Here is a 21,167-nt window from a genome sequence, read left to right on the forward strand (position 1 = left end):
CATAAAAATTGCTTGTTATAATATATGAAAATAAATTTAATTTAAAAGAGATATTTAACTGGAGGTGGAATTGTGAAGAAAGTATTAGTTACAGAACCTATTCACGAAGAGGGTTTAAAAATATTAAAAGAAGGCAAAGTGGAAGTTGTTATGGGAAAGAGTACTAAAATAGAAAAATTAATGGATCAAGCTATTGGATGTCATGGTATTCTTATACGTTCTGCACAAATACCAGGGGAATTGATAAAAAATATACCTGCTTTAAAGGTGATTGCAAAGCATGGAGTTGGTGTCGATAACATTGATGTAAAGACTGCCACCGATCAGGGGGTATTAGTTGTTAATGCTCCTGAGTCAAATATAAATGCAGTTGCTGAGCATGCTTTAGGTATGATTTTATCACTTTCTAAGAATTTACTTCCCTTAGATTCAAAGGTCCGTGAAGGAAAATTTGGAATCAGAAGAGAAGTTGTTAATTTAGAAATGAAGGGTAAAACAGTAGGGTTGATTGGATTAGGAAAGATTGCAACTCTTTTAGCAGAAAAATTAAAGGCTCTGGGAGTTAAATTAATTGCCTTTGATCCTTTTGTAAATTCTGATATGGCTCATAAAATGGGTATAGAACTTGTTGATAATATAGATAAGATTTTTTCAAAATCAGATTTTATCTCTGTTCATGTTCCATTAAATGAAAAAACTAAGGGGATGATTGGGAAACAAGAATTTTCAAAGATGAAGAAAGATGCTTATTTTATAAATGTTGCAAGGGGGCCTATTGTGAACGAAAAGGATTTATACGAGGCTTTAAAAGAAAAAGTTATTAAAGGGGCAGCCATTGATGTTTTTGAACAAGAGCCTCCAGCTTCAAATAATCCTTTGTTTCAATTAGAAAACATACTTATATCACCCCATAATGCAGCATTAACAGATGAAGCTCTTATTGCTATGGCAACCCATTCTGCCCAGGGGGTTGTAGATTATTTAAATGGAAAGAAACCTAAGTATATTGTTAATCCTGAAGTTTTAAATAAATAAAATTAAATTTTGTTAAAAATTTATAAATTTGAAAGGAGATATTAAGATGCAGCGTACAAGTTTACATCGATTTAATAAGGAAGAAGGATATGAGAAGGTAATTACAAGGGGAAATTCATCATTAAAATATTTGGGTTTTGACCGTATGGTAATTAAACCTGGTGAAAAAATTGAGTATGAGGTTAAAGGAGAAGAAATAGCAATTGTATTACAGGAAGGAGATTTTAAGGCTACAGTAGATTGGAATGGAAAAAAATTTTTTGATGAGATAAGTGGTACAAGAAAGGATGTATTTGATGAGCTTCCTACATCAGTATATCTTCCTCCAAATAGTAAGATTACAATAGAAAGTGCTAATGGAATGGAGGCCCGTATATTTACAGCGCCTTGTGATGAGGGAAATGAGCCTTATTTCTGCGGACCCGATGATGTTGAAGAAGGGGCTCCAGGTGCTCATATTTGGAAAAGAAAATATCGCTTTATTTTTGGACCTGGATCAAAGCATAATGGGAATATTACTAAAAAACTAATAGTTGGAGAATCGGTTTCTGTACCAGGAGGATGGATTGGATTTCCTGGACACAGACATGATCTCAATAATGAAAATGAATATCCCTTAGAAGAAATATTCTCAATTAGAGTTAAGGGACCAAATGGTGGACCAGGAACCGTAATACAATATTCCTCTGATATTGAAGATGGAGAAAGATGGAATGAATTTTTTGTAATTGAAGATGATAATAATGCAATAGCTTTACCAGTAGGATTCCATACTTCCTTTGCTGTACCAGGATGTACAGAATACCTATTATGGGGATTAGCTGGAAAAGAAAAAATATATAAAGTCCAATTTGATGAAAGATATACGAGTCTAGAAAATGCACTATACTAGTATATTTTATATACAATTATAAGCTTTAAAGGGAATTTTATTCCCTTTAAAGCCTATAAAAAATTAACAATATAGAATCATGTTGGTAAGTTAATCCTATATTTGAGCTTAAATTTTATCCTCTTTAATTACTTATCGTTAAATGTTATACTGAAAATGATTGTAATAATGTAATTTAGCGACTAAGGAGGAAAAAAATAATGTCTGTTCGTGAAAAAGAATATGTTTTGGGTAGTGACAGAAAACCAGATTTTAAATTATCGGGAGAAATGAAGCAAATATTGGAGTACTCTTACGATGGCATTTGGATTACTGATGGGCAGAGTCGTATTTTATATATGAATAGAGGAAATGAAAGAATTTCAGGTATAAAAAGAGAAGATGTGTTGGGCAAATATACTCAAGAGCTGCTTGATCAAAAACTGTTTTCTAAATCTGCAGTTCTTCAGGTTTTAAAAACATGTAAAAGAGTAACGATGATGGGATACAATTACAATACAAAAAAACATGTTCTTATTACAGGTAATCCTATTTTAGATAAAGATGGAAATATTAAATATGTACTAAATAATGTTAGAGATATTACAGATCTGGAAAACATGTCAAGAAAGCTAAAAAATAAAGAAAATATAATTAATCAGCAAAGGCTGGAGATTGAACAATTAAAAGCTCTGAAAAATGATAAAAATCCTAGACAAAGACAGGGTATTATAGCTAATAGTCCTAAAATGCGTAGAGTTTTTGAATTAGTAAAACGTGTTGGGAAATTCGATTCAACGGTACTTATACTTGGTGAATCCGGTGTTGGAAAAGAGGTAGTAGCTGATAGCGTAGTTTATTACAGTGAGCGGAGTAAATCCCCATTTATAAAAGTTAATTGTGGTGCTATTCCAGATAATCTTTTAGAATCAGAATTCTTTGGTTATGAAAAAGGGGCCTTTACAGGAGCTAATCAAAAGGGAAAAATAGGACTATTTGAGATGGCAAATGGTGGGACTATTCTTTTGGATGAAATAGCTGAACTTCCATTAAATCTTCAAGTTAAGATTTTAAGAGTGCTTCAAGAGAAAAAAATAACTCGGGTTGGAGGAACAAAGCCTATTGATTTAGATATCCGCATTATTGCAGCTACAAATAAAAATATTGAAAAAATGGTGTCTGAGGGAAGATTTCGAGAGGACCTTTTTTATCGCTTGAATGTAGTTACAGTTCCTGTACCTCCTTTAAGAGAGCGGCCAGAGGATATTCCAGCTCTCATTAATTTATTTTTGAGGAAATTTAATAAAAAATACAATTTAGATAAAGTCATATCTACTGAAGTTATAGATGTTTTTGTTGACTATCCTTGGCCAGGAAATGTGAGGGAATTAGTAAATGTTATAGAAAATATTGTTATATTATCACAAGAGCAGCAAATTACTACCCAACATATTCCAACTAAAATATTTAATGGACTAAGCTCTGAAAATAATAAAGTTAAAGTTGATGGGATACTGCCTTTAAAAAAAGCTGTAGACCTGCTGGAAGAAGAATTAATTAAAAAAGCTTTGAAAAAGTATGGAACAACACGTAAAGCTGCTTCTGTGTTAAAGGTGGACCAATCTACTATTGTTAGAAAGATGAAAAAATTTAGGTCGGATGTATTACAACATGACTCATAGAGAAAGGCATGATACAATGAATTTGCAGCTTAAAATAATAAGTGAAAAAGTAAAAGAAAATGAAATTGCATTATTTTGGCTAGGCCAGGCTGGATTTGTTATTAAAAATAGTGACGACAAGATTATTGCCCTTGATCCCTATTTAACTGATTGTGGTGAAAGAATAAAGGGCTTTAAAAGATTAAGTCCTAAACTTATTTTACCAAGTGAATTACAGCCAGATATATATATAACAACACATATTCATTTTGATCATTTTGATTTTGATGCAATACCTATTGTTGCATCTTGTCCAAAAACAAAATTTTATGGACCTAAATCCTGTGTAGATAAATATATTGAAATAGGTATTGATAAAGACAGAATTACAGAATTACAATTAGGGGAAGAAATAAACTTTAATAATATGATGATTAAACCAGTATATGCAGACCATGGGAGTTTAGCTCCCGATGCAGTTGGAATATTAATGAATATTAGTGGAGTAAAATTATATTTTTCAGGGGATACAGCATATCATCCAGAGAAAATGGATGATGTAGTAAAGTTTCAACCAGACATAGCTGTATTATCAGTTAATGGAAAATTTGGAAATTTAAATTCTACTGAAGGAGCAAAATTAGCCAATATTGTAAAAACAAAAGTAGCTATTCCTTGTCATTTTTGGACATTTAGAGAGCATGGTGGAGATCCTTTGCTTTTTGAAAAAGAAATGGAGAAATACGCATCAAAAAGCAAAGTTAAATTTATGACTCAAGGTGAAATGTTTAAATATGCTAAATAATAAAGCTTTTATTTAAATTTCTATATATCAAAATATCCAATGCTTCTAGGGAGTTTTGATTTGTATAAGTTAATTATTTTGTTAGAATATATATTTATTTAATACTAAGTTTCAGTGAAAGATAAATCTCATTCTGAAGCTTAGTATTTTTTATTAAAATTAAAACAGATGCTGTGCTGCATATAAACGATGAGCAAATGCATCAAAATTATAATATCTTAGGAGGTTGAATAATTTTAAAACCTTAATCCTATTTTCTTGGTATGAAATTTGCTTATTTTATATTTAATGTAAATATATTTCTAAATGATATTTTATAAATTTTTCGATTTTTTATAAAAAAGTATTTGCTCTAGATTTTGTTAAGGATTTTAATATACACAGATTAAGAACCTTCTATATTGAACAATTCCCTAAAAATATAATTCATAAGGAGGGAGAAAATGGCTAGTCTTACATCGAGAGAAAGGATAATTAGGGCATTAAATCATCAAGAAACTGATATAATACCAATTGATATTGGTGGAATATATAATCAAACGACATTACATAAAGATGCCTATACAAAGCTGCAAAGATATTTAGGATATGAAAATGAAATAACTATATCATCTATACTTTCACAATCTGCTTTTCCTGACGAATATATTAGAAAGCGTTTTAAAGCTGATTGTTACCCTTTGTATGTTTCACTTGATAGAGTGGAATACAAAATAGAAAAAAACGAAAATGGAGTAATTTCATATAAAGATGAATGGGGAGTAAGATGGGAATGTCCCCAAAATGGGGTCTGCTTTAATCCCGTAGGACATCCATTAGAGGGTTGTACATTAGATGACATTGATAAATTCCCTTGGCCAGATCCAAAGGATAAAAGAAAATGGAGTGGAATGGGAGAAAAAGCGAAAGAAATCTATGAAAATACAGATTATGCCCTTGTAGTAAATGGTCCCCTTGATGGAGGGATTTATGTTCCTTGTCAATGGTTAATGGGATATGAGAGTTTTTTCATTAAAATGATGACAGAACCTGAGATTGTTGAAGCAATGCTTGAAAAAATAGTAAAGTATCATATAGGGCAGTGGAATGTTATACTTGATGAGGTTGGAAAATATTCTCAGGTGGTAGTTTTATCAGATGATTTAGGAACTCAAAATTCTCCGTTAATGAGACCATCCCTATACAAAGAAATAATAAAACCTGCCCAAGCTAAGGTAGTTAACTTTATTAAATCTAAGGCTGATGTTAAGATAGTTTATCATTGTGATGGGGCTGTACATAAATTTATACCTGATTTTATAGAACTTGGAATGGATGCTTGGAATCCTGTACAAATTTCTGCTGATGGTATGGATGATACAGCTTATTTTAATAAAAAATTCGGAGATAAATTAGCTTTTTGGGGAGCTGGCTGTGATAGTGAAACAATTCTTTCAACAAAAGCTCCTGAAGAAATTCGACAAGAGGTAAAAAGAAGAATTAATGATTTAGCTCCTGGAGGAGGATTAGTTTTAGGATCAATTAATAATATAGAGAAGAATGTTCCAGTTGAAAATATTGTAACCTTTTATGATGCCCTTTATGAATTTGGCTCAAGGTTTTATGGTTAATTGGGTTATAAGATCTTGCCGATGAAATCTTATAATATAAGTTTTTTTCTATATTTAACCTTAGCTGATGTTTCAAATAATGTTTTAGTAAAAGGTAAAATAAAAAACTATTGCAAAGGAGAGGTATAAATGTCTATTGAAAAGAGATTAGAAGAGAGAAATAAGCTTTTGGAATATGTTGATAATTGTGAATTGAAAACTCCAGAAGAAGTTGCAAGATTATTTGAGGAATATACAAAATTGATTTGGGACCATAAATTAGTGGGGAAAATCTATGACTTCTATTGTGATGATGCTGTAATCCATAGTGGAAATGGCAATGATGTTACAGGGGTTGATAATGTTTTTGCTGGTACACTTCAATTCATATCCTCTTTTCCTGATTTAAAATTTAAATTTCTTGACATATTTGCAGAAGGTGATGAAGAAAGTGGATATAAATTCGTTCAGGCCGTATATTATGATGGGATTAATACAGGATACAGTCAATTTGGAAAGCCAACGGGAAAACCCTTAAGTGAAGATGATTATTGTATGAGTGTATGTGAATGTTTAGTGAAAAAGGTTAATGGAAGGTGGAAAATTGTAGAGGAATGGTTGGTTAGAAGCTCTGAATCACTTGAAAATACTATGAAGTCTTTTATTCAATCAGAAGAAAATGATTTTGAAGAAACAGCGGCTTGTGAAGAAATAGAGTGTGAATAGTATTTTAAAATAATTTGTTTTTAGGAGGTTGTCATTATGTTAACTGATATATATGCCGATGAAATGAATAAATTGTTAAAAGATATAAAAAATGTAGATCTAGAAGAAAAGTCCGATGTTCTTGACTTTGTTAAAAAGTATACAGAATTAATTTATAATTATAATATGGTTGGTCTTATTTACGATTACTATAAAGAGGATGTAGAGGTTTTAAAGGAAAATAAGTTAAGATTAAAAGGTGTAGATGCAGTTGTAAAGGATATTCTTCAGCTGCAGGCAGCATTTCCTGACTTAAAGGTGAGTATTGAAAATACTATTATATATGGAAATGCACAGGAGGGATATAAGGTATATAGAAGAATGAAGTATAAAGGAACAAATACTGGATACAGTAGATATGGTGTTGCTACTGGTAGGAAATTAGGAAATAATTGTTTAGCTTTAAGTATATTTTACATAAGGAATATAGATGGTAGGTGGAAGATAACTAATGAAATTGAAATGAGAAGTGCAGGACTTATTAACTGTAGATAAAAGCTGATTGAGTTATTAAAAGGGATATAGGGAAAATAAATAGGCTGCTAGAAAATACCTACGGTTATTCAAGTGTAGGTATTTCCTATTTGTAATTGATGTATATGTACATAGTTATGATGTAAAAACACATCAAAATAAAATTTCACACTAATTTTTACAGAATATACCCCTTTGGTAAGTGTTTATAAATTATCTTAATTATAGGGATGATTTTGATGAAATAGGTCTATAGAAGATGTTTTGGGATTGCCAGGAAGAGAAATTAATGCTAATATGCAAATAGTGGATTTTTACTGTTGCCAGAAAGAAAAGCTTTCAGAAAACTGGTTATTTATTGACATACCCTACTGGCTAAAGCAGCAGAGCTTAGATATATTTAAGGGTACTCAAGAAGTATTAAATTCTAGACTATAAATTTTTCTTATTAAAATTATAGAGAGAGGTTTATGAAATAGCAAAAACATAATAAGTGAGGAAATTATATAACTCTAACTTGTCTAAGTTACATAATATATATAGTATGACTTTGTAGATTCTAAAACCATATATAGTAGATAGTTTTTATGAAAGGTAATTATTCAATTTGCTCAATTAAGTATTTTGACTTGGCATAGTATTTGCTTTAAATAAATATAGAAATACTGTTTGAACAATAAAAAAGTCAAACAATAACTTTATATAATTTAGGAGGTAATTAATCAATGGCAAAAAAATTGAAATTAGGAAACAGAGATTCCATATGGTTTCATGAGAATTCTGGAAAAGTAAATGTTGAATATGCAAAAAATGTTTGTGACGTGGCTATTTTACCTATAGGAGCAATAGAGCAGCATGGACCCCATTGTCCTTGTGGTTCAGATACCTTTAATGCCATAGGTATAGCAGAAAAAGTAGCGGAAAAATCAGGAGCTATGCTTTTACCTAGTCCAATGTATGGATCCCATCCATATATGCACTGGGGAATGGAAGGAACGATTCCTTTAAAATATGAAACCCATATAGCTTTATTAGAGGACATTATAAGGGGAGCAGCTGTTGCAGGATATAATAAATTCATCATTATATCAGCCCATGGACAAGTTTCATCAACAATTGTGGCAGTTCATAAATTAGGACTTGAAGGATATTTTACACTTGCATCCACATGGTATGATTTCCTAAGGGATAATAAAAATGTGTTAGAGGACTATATGTGGCATGCCGATGAAGCAGAAACATCCCTAGCACTTCATTTGTATCCAGAATTAGTTGATATGGATCTTGCTGTTGAAGGTGGAGGAACACCATTACTTGATTCAAAATGGAAGATAGCTCCAGGAGAAGGAACAGCACCGGGATCAATGTATCACTTTGAGGGAACCTTTGCATTACTTGAAAAGGATGACCTTGATGAAGGAGTAATAGGAAATCCTAAAAAGGCAACAGCGGAAAAGGGAGAAAAATTAGTATCTGCTGCTGTGAATTATTATGCTGAATTAATTGAAGAAATTAAAGAAAAATATAAATGTGGAGTTAATCCATTAGGTTTTAGAAATCCAGCCAGCTATGCAGGAACTAATAATATACAATATGATAATGACCATGATGAAAAGGGTAGATTAAAAAAATAAATAGAAGTAAATAAGAAATACCTAGGGTTGTTTAATCCTAGGTATTTTTCTATTATCGACAATTAATGATGCAAATCTACATAAATTGATGAAAAAATACATTTATTGAATCTTTTAGATATGAATATTTTAAGGATTGATAAAACAAAAAAATAATTGACATATTTTTTCTATTGATTAAAAATTCAATAAACTAACCCATTTCTTTTAAAGGAGTGTTTCCTACTTTTCATTTACATGGCATAAATATTGCATATAACATGTTTGTGTATTAATTATCAAAGAAAATTTAATTTGTTGTGCCAGTTTAATTGGGTATTTTGGGAAATTTCATAATTAAAATTTTATATAAAAGAAAAAAGTTATGGGGGAATATTCTTTGAAGAAAAAAAGGAATGAAATAAGCCAAAGAGCAAAATATCTTAATGAAGAATCTACTTTTGTAGACGTTCACAATCATATGATGTTTGAATTTGCAATTCGTAAGGCCTTAGGAGAAAAAAATATTTTTGATACCCATTATGCTCCCAAGTTAAGAGAAGGAAAAATTAATGTAATTGCAACTAGTGTAGGCGCAAATTCTCCATGTCTTTGTAATTTAACTGATGATTTAGAGTTCGGCTGTTTTGAACAAATAGATATGCTCCGATGTGAAGAAAAAATCAGTAATACATTTAGAATTTGTACTAATGTAAAAGAAATAGAAAAAACCCTTGCAGAGGATAAAATTGCTGTTCTTCTTGCCTTTGAAGGGGCAAGGGCCCTTGAAGGCCGTTATGGAGAAGAAAGTCTTGTAATGCTTCGTACTTTTTATGAATTGGGGTTGAGGGTTAATTGTATTTGTGGTGCTGCTCGTACTGCTTTTGCTGATGGTATGGGTGAAGCAATTGCTGATGGAGGTCTTACAACCTTTGGGGTAAAGCTAATAGAAGAAATGAATAGAATAGGGATGCTCATAGATTTAACCCATATGAATGATAGAAGTTTTTTTGATTCCTTAGAAGTTTCTAATAAACCAGTAATTGTATCCCATATAGGAGTTCAAAAGATTTGCAAAAACCCTAATAATTTAAGTGATGAAAGAATAAAGGCAATAGGGAGAAATAAAGGAGTTATTGGTCTTGAAATGGTTAAAACAGAAATAAAATATAAAGCAGAGGAAACAGGGGAAAGGGTTACCTTTGATGATGTAGTAGACCATATAGACCATATTTCTTCATTGATAGGACCAGAGCATGTGGGAATTGGACTTGATTTTGATAATTTTGATTTGGTACACAATATTCACCGTGCCATGTGTCCCTTTCCTGGATCAATAGAAGGCTTTTATACAGGAATTCCAAAGGGGGACCATATGCTTGATGATCCAAAAAATATCTCGAAGGCCTATGTTATTGCTGATTATTTAGTTAGACGAGGCTATTCGGATAAAGAAATAAAGGGGATTTTAGGTAAAAATCTAATGCGGGTATTCAAAGAAGCAATTGGTTAAGGAGTGGGAAAAATGTCGAATCATCAAAAAATAATTAATGATTATGTGGTAGTAGATGGACATCAAGAAATCCTAGATGAATATGTTTATGAGTTTTTAAAAAATGAAGAGAAGGCTGTTTTAGGTGAAATTCATGTTTTTGATAAAATTTATAAACCTATTTTAGAAAAACAAGGAGTTAATCTAGTAAATATGTCAGTTGGAGGGGATCATGTTGCCCAGGTTATGTATAGTGCAACAGATACTTTAAGATTTTGGGATGCCCATAAAAAATTAGATATACTTAACTGTGAATTAGAGGGAGGATGTAAATCCTTTATTCTTTGTCGAAATGCATCGGATATTGATTATGCATTACAAAATAATAAAATAGCTGTTTTAGCAACTTTATCTGGAGGTAGGCCCTTAGAGGGAAAGCCAAATTTGAACTTGCTTTCAAGTTTACGCTCTTTATATAGAATGGGACTTAGGGGGCTTCAGTTAACAGGAAACAGTAGAAACAGATTAGGGGATGGTGTGGCCCAGACTAGAACAAAGGGTAAACTGACAGGCTTTGGAAAGAAAATTGTCAAAGAAGCAGATAGACTTGGTATTGTCCTTGATACGGCTCAGTTATCAGATTATGGATTTTTTGACTTGATTGAAGAAACTAAAAATCCAGTTATAGATTCCCATAGCTGTGCAAAGGCTGTATATAATCATCCTCGTAATATTAGTGATGAAAGGATAAAAACAATAGCTCAAAGTGGTGGAGTAATAGCAGTAAGCTTTTGGTCAGCTTTAGTGGCTGGTGATAAGGAAGCTCCAGATGCAGAGGATTTATTTAGACATATCGATCATATAGTGGAAATAGCTGGTATTAATCATGTAGCATTGGGTCCGGATTATTCTGCCTATAAAACACCTAAAGATAGGAAAATAGTTAAGGGATTTGCCAATTTAGGACCTGATTATTGTGGAACTGATAGACTTACACCGGTACAAAGTGAAAAATATCCAGGCTGGATTGATGGGATTTGGTATGGAATAAGAAAGAATGATTTTATTGAAGGTCCAAGCTGTCATGAAAGTTTTTCTGGAATTATAAAAGAGCTTTTAAACCATGGTTATACTGAAAACGATTGCAAAAAAATTCTAGGAAATAATTTTATTCGCGTATATAAAGAGATATTAAAATGATTTTAATATATAAAAAATAAATTATATTGAAATGAAAAAGTATAATTAAAATTTTAAAGGAGGGGTTATAGTTTCGTATCATTATTTTAAATTTGTTTCACTAAAAAAGAGGAGGATATTATATGCATGCTTTAGATCTTGTTATTCTTGTTGTTTATATGGCTGCAATTATGTATTTAGGTTATGCACTGGGAAAATCCAATAAAAATTCTGAGGATTACTTTGTGGCAGGTAGATCATTGCCCTGGTATGGAATTGGCTTATCTGTTGGAGTTACTATGATAAGCGCCAACTCATTTATTGGTGGACCTGGTTGGGGATGTAAAGACGGAATTATTGCAGCAATGGTTAATATTACAGTACCCCTTGCTATATTATTTGTTACATATACTATATTACCGGTTTTATACAATTCAAATGTAACTACTATTTACGAGTATATAAACCTTAGGCTTGGGTCTAAGTCAAGGCTTCTCAATGTTATTATATGGCTATGTCAATCCCTTATACTTATGGGAGGATTTGTTTATACTCCAGCCTTAGTATTAAGTAAAATTACTAATCTTACATTTGGGCAGTGGGTTCCTATTATAGTTATATTTGCTATTATATATACAGCTATTGGGGGAATTAAGGCTGTTGTTTGGACAGATGCTATACAAGCCCTTATATTGTTTGCGGGATTAGTTTTTGCAATATTTTATGCTACAGGAAAACTACCTATGGGATTTGGAGAATTAATGACTGTGGCAAAGGAATCTGATAAGTTAATTTCTTTTGATTTTTTATTTGATAGAAATAGTCTTAATATCTGGTGTGTAGGTATCGGTGGATTTGCTATGTGGATTGGATATTTTGGATTTGATCAAGGGCAGGTTCAAAGATATTTGACAGCAAAGAATATTACTAATGTCAAAAAAAGTGGTATAATGAGTTCGATTTCAATGCAGTTTATTTATTGGGCTTGTATGTTTTTAGGTGTTATTTTGTTTATATTTTATAAAACGAATCCCCATACCCTTGATTTTAATAATGCAAATCTTATTATGACAGATTTTTTAGTTAATTATGTACCAACTGGGCTTTTAGGAATATTGCTAGCTGCAACCTTTGCTGCTGCAATGTCAAGTGTCGATTCTATACTTAATTCTTTAACTGCAGTATTTACAAAGGATATTTATGAGCCCTATATAAGTAAAAAAGAAGATACTCCTTTATCAACAACGATTTTGTTTTCTGTAATATTTGGTGTTGTAATCATTGGCTTTGTTTATGCAGGGCTTAGTGGAAATACTAAATCAATATTAGATACAATAGCAGGATATATTTCCCCCTTTGGTTCTCTTTTAACAGGTATAATGATTGTATGTGTATTTATACCTAGGGTTAATGATAATGGGGCTTTTATTGGGACAATATTAGCTGGAACAGCTGCTTTTTTAACTCAAAGATATTTCCAAATGCATTGGCTGTGGATTTATGCTATAGGGTCTATTTACTGTATTGCACTATCTTATATTTGCAGCTTATTCTTTAAGGATGAAAGTGATAAAAATAGAAAATACACTGCTTTAGGAGTAAAGGAAGTTCTTGGAGATGCCACTGATGAAGAGGGCTCTGGACTAGCCCCCCTAGTAATGGATAAATACGGCTGGATAATACTAGGAATATTTGCAGCACAATGTATATTACTTTTACTATTACAAATTTAGAAAGGATAAAAAATATGAGTACAAAATTAGAAAGCAAGAAAATAGTTAAAGATTTTAATGATAAAATATATGATGCTTCTGTCAATACAATTGAAGATATTGTAAATAAGTATTATCATGAGGATTTATGCTGGAATGGACCTCAACCCATTAATACTTTAAATGGAAGAAATGAATTAATCAATAAATTTTGGAAGCCCTTTTTAAAAGCATTTCCTGATTTACAAAAAAATTCATTTATGCATTTAGCTGGTAACAATCATTTTGCCAAGGATCAACAGTGGGTTGTAACATCGGGCCATTATGTAGGAACCTTTGAAAATGATTGGTTGGATATACCTGCTTCTAAGGGTATTGCATGGATAACCTATATAGAATTTAATAGGCTTGTAGATAATAAAATAGTAGAAACCTATACAATAATTGATATATTGGATTTGATGCGTCAAGTGGGCCTTAGATTTATTCCTTCATTGGCGCCGGAGGTGATAATCCCTGGACCAGCTACTAATGATGGAGTAATAATGGGAGAATGTGAAGAAAAGGAAACTAAAAAAACCTTCCAAATTATATATGATATGATTTATAAGGGTTTGGCAGCCTATAAAGATGTAGGTATTGGAAAAATGGGATTAGAACATTATTTTAGTAAGGACTTTATTTGGTATGGTCCCTGTGGAATAGGAACAACTAGGGGAATTAAAGGATTTGAGAAATACCATCAAAAACCCTTTTTAAATGCTGTTCCCGATAGAAGAAATGTAGAAGGTGAATACAGGATATATTTTGCGGAGGGAGAATATGGAGCTTTAATCGAATGGACAGGCTTTAGAGCAACACATACTGGAAATGATTGGCTGGGTCTTCCGGCAACAGGTAAGCCCTTAATAATGCGTGATGCGGATTTGTATAGAAGAGAAGGAGATAAAATAGTTGAAAATTGGTGCTATATGGATGTAATTGATGTTCTTCTTCAATTGGGAGTAGATATTTTTGATAGGGTAAGAAATAAAAAATATATTTTATTATAGAAAAGAAATGCCTATGGTTATTTAATCATAGGTATTTTTTAATATTATAGTACAATCGATGCAATTTTGCATAATTTGATGGACCGATGCAATTTACTCAAGTATAAAAGCAAAGAATGATTTTCCTATTTAAGAAGAAAAGATATCCTGCTTAAGCATTATTTTAAAGGATATCTGGAGAAAAAGAATAAAATTTATAAAGCTGGCATGGGTTTTGCTTTACTAATAAATCAAATATTAATAAAGAAATTCATCAGTTATAGAGAAAGGATGTTATGTATGGCTTTAATGACAGGAAATGAGTATATAGAAAGCATAAGAAAATTGAAATTAAATGTCTATATGCTTGGAGAAAAAATTGATAATGTGGTAGATAATCCAATTCTTAGGCCTTCACTAAATTCAGTTAAAATGACCTATGATTTAGCCCAAATGCCAGAATATGAGGATTTAATGACATCAAAATCAATTTTCACAGGTGAAAAAATAAATAGATTCACCCATGTACATCAAAATACAGAGGATTTAGTTAAAAAAGTAAAAATGCAGAGATTACTAGGACAAAAAACTGCATCTTGTTTTCAAAGATGTGTGGGGATGGATGCCTTTAATTCAGTATTTAGTACAACCTATGAAACAGATGAAAAATATGAAACAAATTATCATGAAAACTTTAGAAAATTCCTTCAATATGTTCAACAAAATGATTTAACAGTAGATGGAGCCATGACAGATCCTAAAGGAGATAGAAGCTTATCACCAAGTAAGCAGGAGGATAAGGATTTATATTTGAGAATTGTAGAAAGAAGAAAAGACGGGATTGTAGTAAGGGGAGCTAAGGCTCATCAAACAGGAATTACAAACTCCCATGAAGTTCTGGTTATGCCGACTATTGCAATGAAAGATGATGATAAGGATTATGCAGTATCCTTTGCTGTTCCAACTGACTCTGAAGGAATAACTATTGTTGTTGGAAGGCAGTCCTGCGATACAAGGAAACTTGAAAAGGATGCTGATATAGATGTTGGCAATAAGAATTTTGGTGGAATGGAAGCCCTAGTCGTATTTGATGATGTTTTTGTTCCAAAGGATAGGATTTTCCTAAATGGAGAAACTGAGTTTGCTGGAATGATGGTGGAAAGATTTGCTGGATACCATAGACAAAGTTATGGTGGATGTAAAGTTGGAGTTGGAGATGTTTTAATAGGGGCATCTGCTTTATCGGCAGAGTATAATGGAGTTCCTAAGGTATCCCATATAAAGGATAAATTAATAGAAATGACACATTTAAATGAAACTTTATATTCATGTGGCATTGCTTGTTCTGCTGAAGGATATAAAACAAAATCAGGTAATTATCAGATAGACTTATTGCTGGCAAATGTATGTAAGCAAAATGTAACAAGATTTCCCTATGAAATAGCAAGACTTGCAGAAGATATTGCCGGCGGCTTAATGGTGACTATGCCCTCTGAAAAGGATTATAAAAATCCTGTAACAGGTAAATATATTGAGAAATATTTAGTTGGAGCTTCAAATGTTTCTGCAGAAAAGAGAATGAAGGTCCTCAGACTTATAGAAAATATAACTTTAGGTACAGCCGCTGTGGGATATAGAACTGAATCGATGCATGGTGCAGGATCTCCCCAAGCCCAGAGAATAATGATAGCTAGGCAAGGGAATTTAGAACTAAAGAAGAAACTGGCTAAAAATATAGCTAGAATTGAAGAGGATTAATTTGAGGTGCTGTAAATGCTTAAAGAAAAAATAAATAAAGTAATAAATTCAAAGGTTAGACCCTATTTAAAAAGTCATGGTGGGGATTTGGAGATTGTTAGTATAGAAGATAAAATTGTAAAAATAAAATTTCTAGGACAGTGTAAAAACTGTATTTCAGCTGAATCCACCGCTGAAAACATTATAAAAACTACATTAAAAGAGGAAATTCCTGATTTAGAAAAGGTAATAGTAGATAATTACACAAATCCCGAGATATTAGATATTGCTAGAAAGTTATTAAGGAAAAGGGCTTGAAGGTGGTTAACTTGGACATAGGCGTTAAGTATTGCGGAGGGTGTAATGTTAAATATGATAGAAAAAAGTTTTTAGAATCATTGAAAAAAGAATATCCCTTTTTAAAATTTCATTATGCAAAAGAAAATGTAGAGTATAATATTATTCTCATTTTATGTGGATGTTTTAGCTGCTGTGCCGATTATAAAAAATTAAAATATAAGGATAAAAGAATAATTGTTAAGGAAGAAAGGGATTATGAAAAGGTTGTTAAAGCTTTAAATGAATTTTTAACATAATAAAAAATGGAGGGGAAATATATGGATAAGGTTTTGTTGGAAAAACAAGGAAATATTGCTATTTTAACTTTAAACAATCCAAAAACCTTGAATGCTTTAAATGGGGAATTTATGTCTCAGATTGATAAGGCTATTGATGAAGTAAATGAGGATCCTAATATATATGTGCTCATTATTACTGGAACAAAAAAGGCCTTTATTGCAGGGGCAGATATTAAAGAAATGCTGCCGTTGACTGCTGCTCAAACCTTAGAATGGGGTAAAATTGGCAGTGATTTAAATACAAAAATTGAAAATTTAAGAATACCTGTTATTGCAGGATTAAATGGTTTTGCATTAGGTGGCGGCTGTGAATTAGCTATGGCCTGTGATATAAGAATAGCCTCTGAAAAAGCAAAGTTTGGACAACCTGAATGTGGTCTAGGTATTACACCGGGGGCAGGAGGGACCCAAAGACTGCCAAGGATAGTAGGGGTAGGAAAGGCCAAGGAGCTGCTCTACACCGGAAAGATTATAAATGCTAAAGAAGCCTTTGAAATCGGTTTAGTAAATAAAGTTGTAGACCATGAGGATTTACTTGATGAATGTCTAAAAATGGCAGAGGAAATAGGGGCAAATGCTCAAATTGCTGTACAACAAATTAAGCGTTCTGTAAATATGGGAGTTGAAACAGATATTGAAACAGGCCTTGCCTATGAATTACAGGCTTTTAGTGTTTGTAATGCAACAGAAGATAAAAAAATTGGTATGGAGGCCTTTTTAAATAAATCCAAGGAGAAAAAGTTTATATATAAATAAAATCTTTTATTTTTCCTTTGAGTTGGTTTTAAGAGTAAGAGGAGGACTGTAGTTTATGAATAATAAACGAGTTTTAACTGCCAAAGAAGCAGTTGATTTAATTGAAAATGGTCAAACAGTTGTAACTGGAGGTTTTGTCAGCAGCTGCTGTCCTGAAGCTTTAACAAGTGCTTTAGAGGAAAGATTTATTAATACTGGTTTACCTAAGGATTTGACTTTAGTATTTGCAGCCGGTCAAGGTAAAAGAGATGGAAGAGGAAATGACCATTTTGCCCATGAGAAAATGGTGAAAAAAGTTATTGGAGGACATTGGGACAGGGGACCTAAGCTTGGAGCAATGGCCATTGAAAATAAAATTGAGGCATATAATTTTCCCCAAGGGGTAATATCCCATTTATTTAGAGATATTGCGGCTAAAAAAATTGGGACCATAACCCATGTTGGGCTTAATACCTTCGTAGATCCACGAAATGGTGGGGGAAAATTGAACTCTAAAACTAAGGAAGACCTTGTAAAGCTTATTGAAATTGAAGGGCAGGAGCGTCTTTTATATAAGAGCTTTCCTATAGACATATGCCTTATAAGGGGAACCTATGCCGATGAATCCGGCAATGTCACTGTAGAAAAGGAAATTGGGTCTTTAGATTCAACTGCAATGGCCCAGGCCTGCAAAAACAGTGGTGGAAAAGTTATTGTTCAAGTTGAAAAAATAGTAAAAAATGGCTCTTTAGATCCCAAATTAGTTAAAATCCCAAGGATCTATGTAGATGCATTGGTAATAGGAGATAAGGAAAGCAGTTTGCAATGCTTGGGCTGTGAATACGATCCTTCCTTAACGGGAGAATTAAGGGTTCCTTTAGATGGATTAAACCCGGCTCCATTAAATGCTAGAAAGGTTATTGCTAGAAGGGCTGCAATGGAGCTAAAAAAGGATGCCGTGGTGAATTTAGGAGTAGGGGTTCCTGAGCTAATTTCATCGGTGGCTGCTGAGGAAGGAATAGAAGACTATATGACCCTTACGGTAGAAGCCGGTGCTATTGGAGGAATGCCCATGCCGGGAGCACAATTTGGAGCTTCTTCAAATGTGGAAAGTATTTTAGACCAAAATGTTTTATTTGACTTTTATGATGGTGGAGGACTTGATATAGCTTACTTAGGTATGGCTCAAATTGATGAAATAGGAAATATAAACGTAAGTAAGTTTGGTACAAGACTTGCAGGATGTGGTGGATTTATAAATATTACACAGAATGCAAAAAAGGTAGTTTTCTGTGGAACCTTTACAGCAGGTGGATTAAAAACTGAAATCAAGGATGGTAAACTTCATATTATTAAAGAAGGCAAAATGAAGAAATTCATAAAAAATATAGAGCAAATTACCTTTAGTGGAATATATGCAAATAAGGTAAAGCAACCGGTTATGTACATAACCGAAAGGGCTGTTTTTGAGCTTAGGGAAGAGGGTTTATATTTAACAGAAATTGCCCCTGGTATTGATATTCAAACACAGATTTTAGACAAAATGGAATTTAAGCCTAAAATAGAAAAAGAGCCAAAACTTATGGATGAAAGACTTTTTAGCAAGGATATTATGGGTTTGGCTAAGGATAGGATTTAAAATTATAGCTGAAGAAATTCAAAAATAAATTTATTTTACTATAGGAAATCTATATTACAAAATAAAGAAGTATAGGAGGAAATATAATGGATTTCAATTTACCAAAGGAACATTTATTGGCAAAGAAAATGTTTAAAGAATTTGCAGAAAATGAGGTGAAGCCATTAGCTGCTGAAATAGATGAAGAAGAAAGGTTTCCAGAAGAAACTGTTGAAAAATTAGTTAAATATGGATTTATGGGAATACCAATGCCAAAGGAATATGGTGGTCAAGGAGCAGATACCCTTGCCTATGTAATGTCGGTAGAGGAAATAGCAAAGGTGTGTTTAACAACAACAACTATTTATACAGCCCATACCTCTCTTTGTTCTTATCCTATATCTAAATATGGAACAAATGAGCAAAAAGAAAAATACTTAAAACCACTTTGTAGAGGTGAAAGACTTGGAGCCTTTGGCCTGACCGAGCCGGGAGCAGGTTCCGATGCAGCTATGCAGACAACAACAGCTGTTTTAAAGGATGACCACTATGTTTTAAATGGATCAAAAATATTTATAACAAATTCTGGATATGCAGATACCTATATAATAATAGCTATGACAGATAAGTCCAAGGGAACAAGGGGCTGCTCGGCTTTTATAGTGGAAAGTAATTTCCCAGGCTTTTCAGTTGGTAAAAAGGAAAAGAAAATGGGCATAAGGGGATCTACAGCCTGTGAATTAATATTTGATAATTGCATTGTTCCTAAGGAAAATCTTCTTGGAAAAGAAGGACAAGGATTTAAGATTGCTATGAAGGCTTTAGATGTAGGACGTATTGGGATAGCTGCCCAGGCATTGGGTCTTGCAGAAGGAGCCTTTGAAGAAACTTGTAATTATGTAAAAGAAAGAAAGCAATTTGGAAGAAGTATTTCTAAGTTTCAAAATACAAAATTTGAATTGGCGGATATGAGAATGAAATTAGAAGCTGCTCAACTTATGGTTTACAAAGTAGCCCGTCTTAAGGATGAAGGTAAACCCTTTACTGTTAATGCAGCTATGGCAAAATTATATTGTTCACAATTATCTAGTGAGATAACAACTAGATGTTTACAATTATTTGGAGGGTACGGATATACAAGGGAATATCCTATTGAAAGAATGATGCGTGATGCAAGAATAACTGAAATCTATGAAGGGACATCTGAGGTTCAAAAAATGGTAATTGCAGGATCTTTAAAACTTTAGATAATTAAGGAAATTTCCATAGTTGAAATTGTTAGTTTTAAAAGGCAATATTGAATACTATTAAATTATTCATTTTAATTTATCAAAAAGAAAATCAATTTATCTCTATTTTAGAATTTGAAAGGAGAAATATATCAATGAATATAGTTGTTTGTATAAAACAGGTACCTGATACAACAGAAGTAAAACTTGATCCAAAAACAAATACCCTTATTAGAGAAGGTGTTCCTAGTATTATAAATCCCGATGATAAATCTGGAATTGAAGCAGCTCTACAATTAAAAGAAAAAGTAGGAGGAAAGGTTACATTAGTATCTATGGGACCACCCCAGGCAGAAGTTGCCCTTAGAGAGGGATTGGCCATGGGTGCCGATGAAGCTATTCTTATTACCGATAGGGCCTTTGGAGGATCTGATACCTGGGCTACATCATCAACAATTGCAGGGGCCCTTAAAAAGCTAGATTATGATGTTATAATTACAGGCCGTCAAGCTATTGATGGAGATACAGCACAGGTTGGACCTCAAATAGCAGAGCATCTAGGGATTCCACAGGTGAGTTATGCAGAAGAAATTAATGTGGAAGAAAATAAAATTGTTGTTAAAAGACAATTTGAAGACAGATATCATATAGTAGAAGTTAATACCCCTTGTTTATTAACTGCATTAACTGAATTATCAGAGCCAAGATATATGACAGTTGGTGGAGCCTTTGATGCATATAGGGAAAAGGAAGTTAAAATATGGACCTTGGAGGAAATCAAGGATACTGTTAATTCCGATGATCTAGGACTCAAAGGGTCTCCAACTAGAGTTAAAAAATCCTTTACAAAACAAGCAAAGGGTGCTGGAAAAATTTTAGATGATATTTCAACCGATGAAGCAGTAAAAGCCATTGTAGATACTTTAAAGGAAAAGCATATAATTTAATATTTTTATTATTTTCAAAGGAACTAAAAAATACAA

20 protein-coding genes are annotated in these 21,167 nt (G+C 32.5%); all 20 read left to right on the top strand.

Features of this window, described 5'->3' with window-relative positions:
- Window positions 1–72: 72 nt before the first annotated feature.
- Window positions 73–1,035, top strand: coding sequence for a hydroxyacid dehydrogenase (locus B5X81_RS00615; protein ID WP_170917213.1), 963 nt, complete (start codon window positions 73–75; stop codon window positions 1,033–1,035).
- A 46-nt stretch (window positions 1,036–1,081) separates the two neighbouring features.
- A complete protein-coding gene (locus B5X81_RS00620) occupies window positions 1,082–1,927 on the top strand; it encodes a 5-deoxy-glucuronate isomerase (RefSeq protein ID WP_079488569.1) in 846 nt (281 codons plus the stop codon).
- Between the two features lie 200 nt (window positions 1,928–2,127).
- On the top strand, window positions 2,128–3,588 hold the full coding sequence (locus B5X81_RS00625; RefSeq protein ID WP_079488571.1) for a sigma-54 interaction domain-containing protein: 1,461 nt from the start codon (window positions 2,128–2,130) through the stop codon (window positions 3,586–3,588).
- Entirely contained in the window at window positions 3,578–4,372 is a 795-nt protein-coding gene (locus B5X81_RS00630) for an MBL fold metallo-hydrolase (RefSeq protein ID WP_170917214.1), read from the top strand. The genes B5X81_RS00625 and B5X81_RS00630 overlap by 11 nt, the downstream gene beginning before the upstream one ends.
- Before the next feature lie 443 nt (window positions 4,373–4,815).
- On the top strand, window positions 4,816–5,982 hold the full coding sequence (locus tag B5X81_RS00635; protein WP_079488574.1) for a uroporphyrinogen decarboxylase family protein: 1,167 nt from the start codon (window positions 4,816–4,818) through the stop codon (window positions 5,980–5,982).
- A 129-nt stretch (window positions 5,983–6,111) separates the two neighbouring features.
- A complete protein-coding gene (locus B5X81_RS00640; RefSeq protein ID WP_079488575.1) occupies window positions 6,112–6,687 on the top strand; it encodes a nuclear transport factor 2 family protein in 576 nt (191 codons plus the stop codon).
- Between the two features lie 36 nt (window positions 6,688–6,723).
- Entirely contained in the window at window positions 6,724–7,221 is a 498-nt protein-coding gene (locus tag B5X81_RS00645; RefSeq protein WP_079488577.1) for an ester cyclase, read from the top strand.
- 285 nt (window positions 7,222–7,506) lie between these two features.
- The gene (locus tag B5X81_RS28305) at window positions 7,507–7,638 is read left to right on the top strand and encodes a hypothetical protein (RefSeq protein WP_280175237.1); all 132 of its coding nucleotides are present in this window, start codon (window positions 7,507–7,509) and stop codon (window positions 7,636–7,638) included.
- A gap of 287 nt (window positions 7,639–7,925) precedes the next feature.
- Window positions 7,926–8,834: a creatininase family protein gene (locus B5X81_RS00650; protein ID WP_079488578.1), complete on the top strand. Its 909-nt coding sequence runs from the start codon at window positions 7,926–7,928 to the stop codon at window positions 8,832–8,834.
- A gap of 379 nt (window positions 8,835–9,213) precedes the next feature.
- Entirely contained in the window at window positions 9,214–10,326 is a 1,113-nt protein-coding gene (locus B5X81_RS00655; RefSeq protein WP_170917216.1) for a dipeptidase, read from the top strand.
- Window positions 10,327–10,338: 12 nt separating this feature from the next.
- The gene (locus B5X81_RS00660) at window positions 10,339–11,505 is read left to right on the top strand and encodes a dipeptidase (RefSeq protein WP_079488581.1); all 1,167 of its coding nucleotides are present in this window, start codon (window positions 10,339–10,341) and stop codon (window positions 11,503–11,505) included.
- Between the two features lie 122 nt (window positions 11,506–11,627).
- Window positions 11,628–13,217, top strand: a complete 1,590-nt coding sequence (locus B5X81_RS00665; RefSeq protein WP_079488583.1) for a sodium:solute symporter family transporter — start codon at window positions 11,628–11,630, stop codon at window positions 13,215–13,217.
- Window positions 13,218–13,231: 14 nt separating this feature from the next.
- Complete coding sequence (locus B5X81_RS00670) at window positions 13,232–14,248, top strand: ester cyclase (protein WP_170917217.1); 1,017 nt, start codon at window positions 13,232–13,234, stop codon at window positions 14,246–14,248.
- Between the two features lie 279 nt (window positions 14,249–14,527).
- Window positions 14,528–15,985 (top strand): 4-hydroxyphenylacetate 3-hydroxylase family protein, encoded by a 1,458-nt coding sequence (locus B5X81_RS00675; RefSeq protein WP_079488586.1) that lies wholly within the window; start codon window positions 14,528–14,530, stop codon window positions 15,983–15,985.
- Window positions 15,986–16,000: 15 nt separating this feature from the next.
- Window positions 16,001–16,282 carry a NifU family protein gene (locus B5X81_RS00680; RefSeq protein WP_079488587.1) on the top strand — a complete coding sequence of 94 codons (282 nt, stop codon included), beginning with the start codon at window positions 16,001–16,003 and terminating at the stop codon, window positions 16,280–16,282.
- Between the two features lie 11 nt (window positions 16,283–16,293).
- Entirely contained in the window at window positions 16,294–16,560 is a 267-nt protein-coding gene (locus tag B5X81_RS00685) for a hypothetical protein (RefSeq protein ID WP_079488589.1), read from the top strand.
- Window positions 16,561–16,581: 21 nt separating this feature from the next.
- Window positions 16,582–17,358, top strand: a complete 777-nt coding sequence (locus tag B5X81_RS00690; protein ID WP_139380218.1) for an enoyl-CoA hydratase-related protein — start codon at window positions 16,582–16,584, stop codon at window positions 17,356–17,358.
- Between the two features lie 55 nt (window positions 17,359–17,413).
- Window positions 17,414–18,976 carry an acyl CoA:acetate/3-ketoacid CoA transferase gene (locus B5X81_RS00695; protein WP_079488592.1) on the top strand — a complete coding sequence of 521 codons (1,563 nt, stop codon included), beginning with the start codon at window positions 17,414–17,416 and terminating at the stop codon, window positions 18,974–18,976.
- 86 nt (window positions 18,977–19,062) lie between these two features.
- Window positions 19,063–20,202 carry an acyl-CoA dehydrogenase gene (locus B5X81_RS00700; RefSeq protein ID WP_079488593.1) on the top strand — a complete coding sequence of 380 codons (1,140 nt, stop codon included), beginning with the start codon at window positions 19,063–19,065 and terminating at the stop codon, window positions 20,200–20,202.
- A 137-nt stretch (window positions 20,203–20,339) separates the two neighbouring features.
- A complete protein-coding gene (locus B5X81_RS00705) occupies window positions 20,340–21,131 on the top strand; it encodes an electron transfer flavoprotein subunit beta/FixA family protein (protein ID WP_079488595.1) in 792 nt (263 codons plus the stop codon).
- Window positions 21,132–21,167 lie beyond the last annotated feature (36 nt).

The organism is Maledivibacter halophilus, from assembly GCF_900167445.1.
Taxonomy (GTDB): Bacteria; Bacillota; Clostridia; order Peptostreptococcales; family Caminicellaceae; genus Maledivibacter; species Maledivibacter halophilus.